Below are 12,385 nucleotides of genomic sequence, written 5' to 3' on the forward strand. Positions count from 1 at the left end.
GATAGCCGTGCTCGGTCATCCATGCAGAAGCGGCCCCGCCTTTAGGCGAGACCGCTGCGTTGGCCCTCAGTCCCGGTTCGGGCGGGACCAGATGAGCTGGAGACCGTCCTGGCCTTCCACCTCGATCAGGGTGGCGTAGATCGGAGCGGGGAAGCTCGGATCGTCCAGCTTGACCGAGAGATAATCGCGCTCGGTGTCCTTCGCGGTCTTCTGCCAGGCGGCGCCCAGCTCGACATTGCCGGCGAAGATGCGGAAGTGGGGTCCCTTGTCCGAGGGGTTCTCGACCCGCACCAACTTGGCCTTGGCGTTGAGGGCGAGGGTGCGAACCGTGCCGGTGAAGCCGTTGCCGGTGGAGGTGAAGGTGCCGATGGTCGCCATTGTCGTGTCCTTTCAGTTTCCTGGGCCGCGCCCATCGCGGCCTCGATGGCTGGCGACAGACCGGAGGCGATCGACCCGCACCCCGAAGGGGCCGGCACGCAGTAAAGGGCAGCCAGGGCGCGACTTTCTTGTCTTACGCGAGGAATGGACGCAAAGCGGCCAGGGGAAGAAAGTCGTAACCGGCTGTTGCGGGGGTAAGAGCGAGGCGGCGCTATAGCGACGCCGTCCTTCGGTCAGACATGCCAAATCGAGGACGACGTGGGCGTGCCGGACGAAACGGCCGAGGAACACGAATAGCGATCATCGAAACCTTGAACCGCCACCGACAGAACCGCCCGAGCACCGCAGACATCTGGCAACCCCTCAGGCTTGCGCGTCGAAATCCGAACCGGGAAGGGAAGCGTGCCGCTTGGCCGTCAAGAGCCATTTGGCCCGCAAAGGTGAACGCACAGGCCCCAAACAAGATTTGTGCTCGGCATAGTGACGATCTGTGCAACGCCGAAACGTCGTTCCCCCTCGAGGGAAGGTAAGCGAGGCCGCTGCCGGGTCCGACACCCAGGACGAGGAATAAAGCGGCGCTGGAGCAGCCGACAAGAGGCTGCAATCTCCACGCTGATCGCGGATAACCGGCAAGCGCCGGCGCAAATCGCGCGTGCTCTCATCATGCCGCCTTCTCGACGTCTGCTGCCTTCGGCTGCAGGCCGTGCAGATAGGCGACGGCGCGTTGCGCATGTGCGGCAGCCGAGAAGATAAAGCGCTTCTCGTTAGACAAAACGTCAAGCCACGATTCCAAGTAACTCGCATGATCGGCGCGCGGCTCGAGTTCGGGTACGATGCCAAGGTCGGCACTAAGGAAACACGCGCCAAGTTCGGCGACCAGCTCTTCGCGGGCGCGTTCGCTGCGGTCCTTCGCGTAGCGGCTGAGATCGCGATTGGCACGATGCGTCGGCGCCGTCCAATGCACGCATTCATGCGCGAGCGTGGCGGCATAGCTTTCGGCGTCACGGAAGCTCTCGAACGGCGGCATCTGGATGAGATCGAGCGAAGGCGCGAAGAATGCCTCGTCACCGCCATGCCGGATGGTCGCTCCTGTGTTGGCGAAGAATGCGTCGACCTGCGCGAGGCGCCGCGCCGGCGCGACGCTCGGAGCAGGGCGGCCGTAATAGGGATCCGGCAGGTTCTCGATCTGGTCGACGCAGAACACCGTATAGGCGCGCAGGAACGGAACGGTCCGTTCGAGTTCGTCGCCATGCTCATCGGTCTCGGTCTTGGTGATCTTGTTGGCATAGACCACCATCGTTCCGGTCTCACCTTTGCGGACATGGCCGCCGAGCTCGAGGGACTGCTTGAACGTCATCCAGATCGGTGATGTGAAGCCCCGCGCGACCTGTGTGTACCGAAAACCTTATCCGAGTTGCTGAGGTGACGGAATCGCCTAAGCTGGTGGAATGTTCGGACTCCTGTGTTTCGTCATGGCGGTCTTGACCTCACCATTCAAGTCGAAGATCCGGCTTGAGGCTGAGAATGCCGCGCTTCGACATCAGTTGAATATCTTGAGGCGCAGGCTCCATGGTCGCGTGAGGCTTACGAACAATGATCGCTGGTTCTTGATGCAGCTGTACCGCTGGGTTCCGTCTATCCTGCAGGTCCTCACGATCATCCGGCCCGAGACGCTCGTAGGTTGGCACAGGGCTGGCTTTCGCTGTTATTGGCGTTGGAAATCGGGTCGACGGGGAGGGCGGCCGCAGATCGACGCGGAGCTGCGCGCGCTGATCCGGCTAATGAGCATCGAGAACCCGCTGTGGGGCGCGCCACGCATCCACGGCGAATTGCTCAAGCTCGGGTTTCAGGTCGCGCAGTCAAGCGTCGCCAAATACATGGTCAAGCGACGCGGGCCATCCAGCCCGGGATGGCGGACGTTCCTACGCAACTACGCGCCGGAGATTGCCGCCATGGACTTCTTCGTCGTCTCGACGATCGGTTTCGACCTCCTCTATGCATTCGTCATCGTTCGGATAGATCGCAGAGACCTCGTCTGGGTCAACGTCACAAAGAATCCGACGGCGGAATGGGTTGCACGTCAGATCACGGAGGCATTTCCTTGGGATGGGGCTCCGGGCTACATGATCCGAGACCGCGATCGCATTTATGGCGGCATCGTCACGCGTCGATTGCGTGCCATGGGCGTTCGGGACAAGCCTACCGCACCGGTTTCACCTTGGCAGAACGGCTTTGCCGAACGGCTGATCGGGTCGATCCGCCGCGAGTGCCTGGATCATATCGTCGTTTTCGGTGAGGCCCATCTCCGCCGAATCCTGCGATCCTACGCCTGCTATTACAACGAGGTCCGAACGCATCGGTCATTGGATAAAGATGCGCCGGTCTCTCGCCCGGTTCAGCGGACCGGGAGCATCAAACCGTTCCCTATCCTAGGTGGACTCCATCACTGCTACGCCCGGGTTTAAGTTTTCGGTACACACAACCTGATCGGAAGCGCAATGCTGTGGGGTGGCAATCCCGAGAAGGACGCGCTTTACTCCTGATCACGCCGGCCGGCAATGACGGCAGCACGATCTACAAGCTGATGGTCAGGGACATCCCCGTCGATGGTTTCTGGTCACTCACTGTCTACAACGGCGAAGGGTACTTGCAGCCGAATCCAAGCAATGCCTGTGCAGTAAACAGCGTCACCGCGAAACAAGCTCCAGATGGCTCGGTCACCCTCCAGTTCGGCGGCTGCGATGGCAAAAACCCAACTGCCTGCCGATCACACCAGGGTGGAATTATATTACACGGTGCGTATGTTTCGCCCGCGATCCGAAATCCTCGATGGCACCTGGAAATTCCCGGAGGCGTGGCCTGTGAGTTGAGCCCGCGGAGGCGCCGACAGTTAAGGAAGACTCTGCTGTCTACCCTCGGCCGTTCGCCGTTCTCGTTGCGAGGGCAGCTTTGGTCAAACTGCGACCTCGCGGGGAGGGCAGCTTTTGGCGCATTCCGGACTCAAGTCTCACATTGCGTGAGGTCCGAAAAGTGCCAAATGACGGACGTCCTATTTCATACACGCTATGCTTCCGGCAGCGCGGCAAGCCCGGAAGTCTCTTCTATTTCGCGCCATACCATGTCGGCCTTACCAAGAGCTCTGCGCATTTTGCGCGGTCGCGGTCGAGCAGTACGCGACCGCGCTCTACTGGCCGAAGAAGGAATTGTTCATTTAGGCCCTACAGCACCACCCATCAGGTAATCAGGCAACCATGTGGCGATACTTGGGAAAATAGACATGATGATGATTCCGACAATCATCATCGCGACATAGGGAATTGAGCCCCACAGCACCGTCTTGGTGGGCACGTCCGGCGCTATGGCATTGACCACGAACAGGTTCAGCCCGACCGGCGGGGTTATAAGCCCGATCTCCATGTTGATGGTCACTATGACGCCGAACCAGACCGGGTCGAAACCGGCGGCCGTAATAATCGGCAGCAGGATCGGTGCGGTCATCAGGATGATTCCGGCGGGCGGAATGAAGCAGCCGCATACCAGCAGGAAGATGTTGATGAGTCCCATCAGCACCCAGGGGTTGAGCTGCGCGTCGGCAATGGCCTGCGCCAGTGTCTGGGTGATGTAGAGCGAGGTCAGCATGTAGCCGAACAGAACGGCGGTCGCGATGATCATCAGGATCATCACCGACTCGCGCGTGGTCGAACGCAATATCTGCCACCAGGCCATCGGGCTCCACATCCGGTAGATGACGATCGCCAGAAGCACGCACAGCGCGGCGCCGACGCCTGCCGCTTCCGACGGTGTGGCAATGCCGGCATACAGCACGTACATCACTCCGATTACGATCGCCAGGAAGGGCGCAACTTTCGGAATCGCTTCGAACTTCTCGCGCCAGGTGAAACGGAAACCCGCCTCGTATGCACGGAAGCCCTTGTACCAAATATAGGCCAGCGTCCACAGCATGAAGAGACCAGTCAGCAACAAGCCCGGCAGCACCCCAGCCAGGAACAGACGACCGATAGATGTCTCGGTCGCGATGCCGTAAAGGATGAAGGTGATCGAGGGCGGGATCAGGATGCCGAGCGTGCCACCGGCGCAGATCGATCCGGTTGCCACTTCGTCCGGGTAACCACGCGCGCGCATCTCCGGTATGCCCAACTTGCCAATGGCGGCGCAGGTTGCCGGCGAGGAGCCGGTCAGCGCCGCGAACATCGCGCAAGCGCCGATATTAGAAATCACCAGCCCGCCAGGCACCCGGTAAAGCCAGCGATCGAGCGCGGCATAGAGATCCTTGCCGGCCGGCGACGAGCCGATCGCTGCTCCCATCATGATGAACATCGGAATGGAGACGAGCGTGAAATCATTCAAACCAGAATAGAGCGTCTCCGCCGCAACCCGCAGCGAATCGACGCCCTGGAACAGCACCAGGAACGCAACGCCGACGGCGCCGAGTGCGAAGGCGACCGGCGCACCGGTCAATAGCACCAGAACTGTGGCAAAGAGCACGAGAACGCCTTGGGCAGACGGGCTCATGTGCCGGCTCCCGGAATGTTCACCTCGGTCCCGCTTTCGGGCGAGCGGAGGTCGACGGAGCGCTCGTTAACCTCGATGCCGAACGGCGGCTCGCGGCCGGTGAGCAGATTGAGCAGATCGACGACATACTGCAGCGTGAGAATCCCCAAGCCCACCGGCATGGCGCCATAGGGAATCCATAGCCGCGCGCGCCACATGGTGTCGGACACCCAGCGGCCTTCGTAGGCCTCATACCAGAATTGAAAGGTGAGCACGGTCATCAGCAGGCAAAAGCCCAGCGAGACCGTGATCGCGCAAATGGCGAGCCAGTAGCGCGCGCGTTCGCTCAGATAGATCGGCAACACATCCACGTTCACGTGGCCCTTGGTCAACAGTACGTAGGGCGCGCCGATGAAGGTGGCCGCAATCAGGCTGTAAGTGACGAAATCGGTCTGCCAGATCGTGTTCTCGTTGAGCACATAGCGGATGAATACCATCTGGCAGACAATGATCACCGCGACCGCCGTCAAGGCCGCCGCGAAAATCCCGCAGGCCTGCGACATCAGCGTTGTGAGTCGATTGAGAATGTTCATTGCTGCCCCGCTTCCGTGATCGGCCGGCGAACGGCCGGCCGATCCTTATCGAAGGAGCGTTACTTGACGGCCAGTGCCTCGTCGATCAGGTTCTTGCCGTCGGGCACTTCCTTGGCGAACTCGGCGTAGGAGCTTTTTTGCGCCACGTCGAGCCAAGCCTGGTACTCGGTCGCCGACAGCGTAACGACTTCGACCTTGTTGTCCTGGAAGGTCTTGACCATCTTTTCGTCGAGACCCTTGCTCTCCTTCGCGAAGTATTCTTCCGCTTTCTTGCCGGCCTTGAGCAATACGTCCTGTTGCTGCTTGTTGAGCTTGGCGAACGCCTTCTTCGACATCAGCACCGGCTCGTACATGAACCACAGTGCATTTTCGCCCGGAGCGGTGATGCACTTGACCTGCTCGTAGATGCGGAACGAGACGAAGCTGCCGGTCGAGGTATCGGTGGCCTCCGCGACGCCCGTCTGCAGCGCATTATAGACTTCGTTGGAGGGGATTGAGACAATCGAAGCGCCTGCGGCCTGCCACATGGCCGCGAAAGTCGGGCCGGCGGAGCGGATCTTGACGCCCTTGATGTCTTCCGGCCTGCGGATGCAGCCTTTCTTGGAGGCCACGGCGCCGGCGAGCCAGGCATCGGCGAGCACGATGACGCCGGCCTTCTCGATCTTGGCCCTGATGTCCTTCATGAACGGCGAGTTCGCTAAGCGCGCGGCGCGGTCATGGCTGCGCACGAGGCCCGGCATCAGAGTGGCACCGAAGGCACGTACCTTGCCGCTGGCGTAATCAAGCGGGAATGACGAGATGTCGAGTTGGCCGTTGACCATGGCGTTCCACTGATCGTTCGGTTTGAATAGCGAGGCGCCCGGATAGACTTGGATCTCGAGCCCGACATTGGCGGTCTTGCCTTCCTTGGCGATGATCTGCACCATCTCGTCACGCGGATCGCCTTTGCCGCCCGGAAATTGATGAGAGGCTCTCAGGGTGACTTGCGCTTGAGCCGGCGCCGACAGCAGGATGGCCGCCGTCGCCGTAGCGAGCAATACTATAGATACATTTCTCATCTTATGTTTCCTCCTCCATGCGATCTCTTCTGGCAGCGGATATACCGCTGCGTTTGGTCGACCGAACGAGAACCAAAATCGCTCACAGCGTCATAGGCCCCCCGCTCCTATAACGGCATGCAATCGTTGCACCGTATGACGACATAACCGTGGGATCAACGAGCGTTTTTCTAAAGGTCTTTAGATCACCAAGCGAGCCTTCCTCGTCGGCACCTTGTGAATGCTGATCGAATAGTGACCCCCATCGGCGTCGTCGGGACCCCCTTCAAGCCATTGATTTCGCTAAATTCGGATGGTGGGACCCCACGCCGATCATGGTCGAGACCCCACGCCGAAACACATCAATCGGACGTCAAGTCACTAAACGCCTATTTAGTGACCCGAACTATCTGAGTGCCTACTTCAACAAGTGTCGCGTTCGAAAATGACCGAGCATGAAATGAGCAGCGCAATCCATATCGTCAGTCCCGATCGGTTCGACCTTGGAACGGCACAGACCCCAGCCTCTGAGCGCCGCGCGGCGATCGCGCCTAGTCTAGGAATAGCTTCGGCGATCTGGTTGACATCAACCGATTGCCGCTCGACAAGATCGAGGAGACGCCGGATGGCGGCTTGCGGATCGGCGCGCTCGTGCGCAACAGTGATCTCGCGGCGGACTCCCGCGTCCGCCGCAGCTATGGCGTCCTCGGTCGGGCGCCGCTCGCCGGCGCCAGCGCCCAGCTTCGCAACAAGGCGACCACTGGCGGCAATCTGCTGCAGCGAACGCGCTGCTATTACTTCTATGACATCACCAAACCCTGCAACAAGCGCAGCCCGGGCTCCGGCTGCGCCGCGCTTGCCGGACTCAATCGCATCCACGCTATTCTTGGTACAAGCAGCGGATGCATCGCGACGAACCCGTCCGACATGGCGGTGGCCATGCGGGCGCTGGATGCCAAGGTGGAGACCGTCAACGGCAATGGCGAGGCGCGCGTCATTCCGATCGCAGAGTTTCATCGGCTTCCGGGCAACACTCCCGAGATCGAAACAACGCTGAAGTCCGGCGAGATCATCACTTCAGTCACGCTGCCCCCGCCACCAAGCGGCGTGCAGGTCTATCGCAAGGTCCGCGACCGCGCCTCCTACGCCTTCGCGCTGGTCTCGGTCGCGGCGATTGTCGATTCCGTCGGCGGCCGCATCCGCTCCGCCCGCCTCGCCTTTGGCGGACTGGCGCACAAGCCGTGGCGCGTTGCGGAGGCGGAAGAGCGCCTCACCAATGCGCCGGCCGGCGCTCGCACCTTCAATGCCGCGGCAGAGGCAGTGCTTGAGGGCGCACGCGGATTCGGCGGCAACGATTTCAAAATCCCGCTGACACGGCGAACACTGCATGCCGTGCTCGCCGACATCACCAAGGCTTGAGAGAGCGCACCAATGGAAATGAATGCCCCCGTCGGCGCAAACCCACTTGATGCCGAGACCATTGTTGGCAAACCGATTGACCGCATCGACGGACGACCAAAGGTCACTGGTGCCGCCCGCTACGCCTATGAGATGCAGCAGAATGCGCTGTATGGTTTTGTTGTGGAAGCATCGATCGGAAAGGGAAAGATCAGCTCGGTCGACACGCGTACCGCCCAGAACGCACCCGGCGTCAAACTGATCCTCACCCACCATAATGCGCCCGAGCAAGGTTCCGGCAATCACCGCGAAGCTCATCCGGTGCTCACAGGCCCGGAAGTGACGCGTTACGGGCAGCCGGTCGCCTTCGTCGTTGCCGACAGTTTCGAGCAGGCCCGGGCAGCGGCTTACCTGATCGACATCAACTACGAGCGAGAGGCCGGCAGATACACTCTCCGCAACCATCTGAAATTGGCGAGCGTTCCGCATCAGAAGGATGGCCCGGTGGCTGATAGCGCGGTCGGTGATTTCGCCAGCGCGTTCGAGGATGCGCCCGTGCAGCTCAACGTTGCCTATACGACGCCGCTGCAGAGCCACGCTATGATGGAGCCGCACGCCACCATTGCGATGTGGGAAGGTGACAAGCTCACTCTTCACACGGCTAACCAGATGCTCAACCAGGGCCAAATGGCCATCGCCCGTACGCTGAAAATCCCACCGGAGAACGTCCGCCTCATCAGCCCGTTCATCGGCGGCGGTTTCGGCGGCAAGCTCTGGGTCAATGCCGACGAAATCCTCGCGGCGATTGCGTCACGGCAGCTCAACCGCCCGGTCAAGACCGCCCTCACCCGACAGCAGATCTTTCATATCACTACGCACCGCTCGGACACCATTCAGCGCATCCGCCTCGGCTCTGACCGCGATGGACGTCTCGTTGCGATCGGCCATGATGTGTTCTCCGGTAATCTTCCCAGCGAACAGACCTATGAGGCAGCCGCGCTGCAGACTCGCACGCTGTACACCGGCCCCAACCGCTTGACGCGACATCGCCTGGCGCCACTGGACATTCCGGTCGCATCCTCCATGCGCGCGCCAGGAGAGGCTGTCGGGCTCCTTGCACTCGAATGCGCGATGGACGAGCTTGCTGACAAGCTCAATCTCGATCCGATTGAACTTCGCCTTCGTAACGAGCCGCACGAAGACCCCGAGAAGCATATCCCTTATTCCAGCCGCCACCTGGTCGCGTGCATGAAAGAGGGTGCGCGCCTGTTCGGCTGGAACAAGCGCAACCCGATGCCGGGACAGGTCCGCGATGGACGATGGCTTGTGGGAATCGGCATGGCGGCGGCGACCCGCGGCAACCCGCTCAAATTCTCCAGAGCCAATGTCCGTCTGAGTGCGGACGGCAGCGCCACGGTGCGGATGGCAGTGACCGACATTGGTACCGGAACCTATACCATCCTGGCGCAAATCGCTGCTGAGATGCTGGGCTTGCCGACTGAGAAGGTGCGGGTCGAACTCGGCGACACGATTTATCCTGAAGCCGCTGGCTCGGGCGGCTCATTCGGCGCAGCGAGTTCCGGCTCCGCATTGTTCGAGGCCTGCACCGCTTTACGCGAGAAGCTGGCTCGCATGGCGCGGATGGATCCTGCGGCCGCTCATTTCGCCGATGGTCACGTTTACGTCGGACGGACAATCAGTAAAGCTCACAGACCTGATAGGCATAGATGGCATTGATGCCGACGGAGAGATAAAGCCGGGCCGAAACGGTGTGGACTTTTCGCAGCAGTCGTATGGCGCGCATTTCGCAGAGGTTGGTGTCGACGAAGACACGGGTGAAGTGCGCCTGCGACGCATGCTGGGTGTCTTCACCGCCGGCCGCGCTCTCAACGCGAAAACTGCCCGTTCCCAGGCAATCGGCGGCATGGTGTTCGGTGTGGGCGCAGCGTTGCAGCAAGCAATGGTGCTCGATCCGCGCTTTGGCTATTTCGTCAACCACGACCTTGCAGAATACCACGTGCCGGTCCACGCCGACATTCCCGCCATTGATGCGATTTTTCTTCGGGAGCTGGACGAAGACTCCAATCCGCTCAAGAGTAAAGGCATTGGCGAGCTCGGCATCTGCGGCGCCGGCGCGGCGGTCGCCAACGCGATCCACAATGCCTGCGGCGCGCGAACTCGCGACTATCCAATCACACTTGACAAGGTGCTCGCCAGCTTGCCAGTGCAGGCATAGACGGTGGAGGGAGACCTATGCCGCGGAACGCCTCTTATCTTGAGAGCTGGTGGCTGCAGGCGTTCGCCCTGGCCTGCTAAGCTCCCCTGCCATCCTGCTTGCCAATCACGCAGCGCCATGCCGCCAGGCGCTCCGCGGGATGCTGCGTCATCCACTCGGCAAGCTGCGGCGCGCCCATCAGGCAGAACTGCACCGACGCGTCAGCGAAGTCCGAGGTGGTCACCGTCTGCTCGTGACAATTTGCCGGAGAGGAGAGACTGCACAGCACGGCAATGATCTTGATCATGGCAGGAGAACCCCGTCGCTACGATGCGCATTGGCGCCGCTGGCGGTATGACTTACCGGTGCCCTCTCCCGCTGCTCCCTGATCGGATCAGCCGGCGGAAAGATGCTGTCATATATCGCGCGGGCCTCTCGAATTAGGCGGGCTCGCTCGCGCTCAGACTTCGGGACAAATCGAATAACTTCGCCCATATTGGCTCCAGACTTTGACTCGAGAAGGACTCCGCAGTTAGAAAACGCTATGAGATTATTATCATCATTCTATTCAGATCTAGAATATCAGCTTAGACTTTGACGCTCCGCAGGTCGTAACGAAGGTATAAAGAGCTCGCGACTGGGCCGAGCGCCGGTCATCCCAACCGAGGCGGCTATTCCGCGGGCTAGTCTAGAGTGCCAAGCTGCCTACCAGATCATGTACGCCACTCGCCCTCCGCCTTGGCCGATCGAGCGAGTGCCTTGGCCGCATCAACATGCGAAGCTTTCTCGGCTCGCCGCTGGTAGTCGTCGGCTAGGGTCCTAAGCTGACTCGCAATCGCTCGGTCGGTCATGGTTTGGGCAGCGCGAAGCAAAGTCTGCGCGGTTTCCAAGTATTCCTTGCCGCGTTGTGAGATCTGGAATGTCATAGAGCCCTCGCGCGGTTCCCTGGCGTCTGGTCTAAGGCGACATTGAGCCAGGACAGCCAATTGCGGTCACTTGCCCGGCGAGCTCTGAAACGATCGAGGCACTTCTTGGAACAAAGTGGAGTTCGCCACGAGTAGTACCGGACGAGACCAAACTTGCCATCACAAGCGGCGCATTGCGCGGCTCTGCCAGATCTAAGACTTTCGGAGCAGTTATGCATTGTAGTCTCCTCTTGATCCTATCGTCGCTGTTTGTCGATCATCCTTTTTTCACCGGGACACTTCACGAGCCTGTGCACATTCCTACTCATGCATCCTAAGACGATCGCGATCAGCGCCTCAATTGAACGTAGGTAGTCCGCCGGCCGTCCGAAGAGGCCAGGGAATGATACGAAGGTTTAGGGGCTCGCGCTTGGGAGCCGACCACTTCTGTCTCAAGCCAAGCGGTGGGCCGTTTTATGCAACGGCTTTCGGCTCGACGACTTGAGACCAAAGCTTCCGGAGCGAACTGGACTACTTGCGCGATGTCCTCCGGCGTCGTCCATCCCTGACCTGGCCGCAACGCGTGAATGTCAATTTGCCTCCGGCAAATGCCAACCTATCCATGAGTCACGATGCGCGACGCGCCTAGGCAGGCGCAGCTTTCGACGTGGCGCGCTTGTTCATCGGCTCGAACCAACAACACTCGTCCCTTGTCTCTGTAGCGCATTGGGACTACGGGCTCTTGCTACGCGAATCGATGGAGCTGTCCTTGCTGTCTTGCGCTTGGCTCGCGGGGAGGGGCGATGAGCAGCGCCGCGGCGTTTCGCTGCTTCGCCAGGTCACTCGCTTGCCGATCAGCGAAGGCGCTTAGCTTTACTGTTATAGCGGGCGTATGCACTAAAGGCGTACGCTGGATTCGTAACGCAATAGCCTACGCCACCAGACGCCGTAGCGCGGCATTGTTCGAGGCTCGCGTATTCGCACTCCAATGAACCGCTTTCTTCGCCAGCGAGACAGACCGGATATGATTCTGCTCTTGCAGGTGCCGCGGCGATAAAAACGTTCGCCAAGGCCAGAAGTGCCATGAGGGCAATGGGGCGCGTTTTGTGACTCCGTACACTTGCCGTCGAGCGTGATGAGAACTCTCCTCTCAATATCCGCTCGATCGATGTTGAGCTTTCCCGAAACGCGTGAATTTGGGTTTGTACTGCGACATGATCCATGATCGGTCTCCTTGCTTTTCATCGTGATGTTCTGAGCATAGGAGCCGCCAATTCAGTTATCCAATTCGTTGTTTGTGTCTTTCCAATCGATACAATCGATGAATCAAACCTCGGCCTACCATCC

General features: G+C 60.2%; 10 protein-coding genes and 3 pseudogenes. 4 read left to right on the top strand and 9 right to left on the bottom strand.

Annotated features, from left to right (window positions below; genetic code table 11):
- Positions 1 to 66 precede the first annotated feature (66 nt).
- Together J6497_RS28595 and J6497_RS28600 are read right to left on the bottom strand one after the other, a co-directional pair.
- Positions 67 to 378, bottom strand: a complete 312-nt coding sequence (locus tag J6497_RS28595) for a DUF736 domain-containing protein (RefSeq protein ID WP_225707605.1) — start codon at positions 376 to 378, stop codon at positions 67 to 69.
- A 661-nt stretch (positions 379 to 1,039) separates the two neighbouring features.
- Positions 1,040 to 1,765 (bottom strand): annotated as a pseudogene (locus J6497_RS28600) (ArdC family protein); the annotation flags it as partial.
- Between the two features lie 394 nt (positions 1,766 to 2,159).
- Between J6497_RS28600 and J6497_RS28605 the strand changes: the two are divergent.
- Together J6497_RS28605 and J6497_RS41645 are read left to right on the top strand one after the other, a co-directional pair.
- Entirely contained in the window at positions 2,160 to 2,843 is a 684-nt protein-coding gene (locus tag J6497_RS28605; RefSeq protein ID WP_225707606.1) for an integrase core domain-containing protein, read from the top strand.
- Positions 2,844 to 2,962: 119 nt separating this feature from the next.
- Positions 2,963 to 3,619: a DUF1214 domain-containing protein gene (locus J6497_RS41645; protein WP_312010379.1), complete on the top strand. Its 657-nt coding sequence runs from the start codon at positions 2,963 to 2,965 to the stop codon at positions 3,617 to 3,619.
- Here J6497_RS41645 and J6497_RS28615 read toward each other — a convergent pair.
- From J6497_RS28615 to dctP, 3 genes are read right to left on the bottom strand one after another with little or no spacing between them, the layout of a single operon-like run.
- On the bottom strand, positions 3,586 to 4,911 hold the full coding sequence (locus tag J6497_RS28615) for a TRAP transporter large permease (protein ID WP_225707607.1): 1,326 nt from the start codon (positions 4,909 to 4,911) through the stop codon (positions 3,586 to 3,588). The two genes, J6497_RS41645 and J6497_RS28615, sit on opposite strands and share 34 nt — an antisense overlap.
- Positions 4,908 to 5,483, bottom strand: coding sequence for a TRAP transporter small permease (locus J6497_RS28620; protein WP_225707608.1), 576 nt, complete (start codon positions 5,481 to 5,483; stop codon positions 4,908 to 4,910). Before J6497_RS28620 ends, J6497_RS28615 begins: the two co-directional genes overlap by 4 nt.
- Before the next feature lie 59 nt (positions 5,484 to 5,542).
- Positions 5,543 to 6,541 (bottom strand): TRAP transporter substrate-binding protein DctP, encoded by a 999-nt coding sequence (gene dctP, locus J6497_RS28625; protein WP_225707609.1) that lies wholly within the window; start codon positions 6,539 to 6,541, stop codon positions 5,543 to 5,545.
- 555 nt (positions 6,542 to 7,096) lie between these two features.
- Here dctP and J6497_RS28630 point away from each other — a divergent pair.
- Both J6497_RS28630 and J6497_RS28635 read left to right on the top strand, forming a co-directional pair.
- Positions 7,097 to 7,939: pseudogene (locus J6497_RS28630) on the top strand (FAD binding domain-containing protein); the annotation flags it as partial.
- A gap of 12 nt (positions 7,940 to 7,951) precedes the next feature.
- A pseudogene (locus J6497_RS28635) lies at positions 7,952 to 10,154 on the top strand (molybdopterin cofactor-binding domain-containing protein).
- Between the two features lie 76 nt (positions 10,155 to 10,230).
- Here the strand turns inward: J6497_RS28635 and J6497_RS28640 are convergent.
- From J6497_RS28640 to J6497_RS41650, 4 genes are all read right to left on the bottom strand, one after another.
- A complete protein-coding gene (locus J6497_RS28640) occupies positions 10,231 to 10,440 on the bottom strand; it encodes a hypothetical protein (protein ID WP_225707610.1) in 210 nt (69 codons plus the stop codon).
- On the bottom strand, positions 10,437 to 10,628 hold the full coding sequence (locus J6497_RS28645) for a hypothetical protein (protein ID WP_225707611.1): 192 nt from the start codon (positions 10,626 to 10,628) through the stop codon (positions 10,437 to 10,439). Before J6497_RS28645 ends, J6497_RS28640 begins: the two co-directional genes overlap by 4 nt.
- Before the next feature lie 218 nt (positions 10,629 to 10,846).
- Positions 10,847 to 11,059 (bottom strand): hypothetical protein, encoded by a 213-nt coding sequence (locus J6497_RS28650; RefSeq protein WP_225707612.1) that lies wholly within the window; start codon positions 11,057 to 11,059, stop codon positions 10,847 to 10,849.
- A gap of 833 nt (positions 11,060 to 11,892) precedes the next feature.
- Positions 11,893 to 12,261 carry a DUF3551 domain-containing protein gene (locus J6497_RS41650; protein ID WP_225707613.1) on the bottom strand — a complete coding sequence of 123 codons (369 nt, stop codon included), beginning with the start codon at positions 12,259 to 12,261 and terminating at the stop codon, positions 11,893 to 11,895.
- Positions 12,262 to 12,385 lie beyond the last annotated feature (124 nt).

The organism is Bradyrhizobium cenepequi (genome assembly GCF_020329485.1).
In the GTDB taxonomy this organism is placed as follows: Bacteria; Pseudomonadota; Alphaproteobacteria; order Rhizobiales; family Xanthobacteraceae; genus Bradyrhizobium; species Bradyrhizobium cenepequi.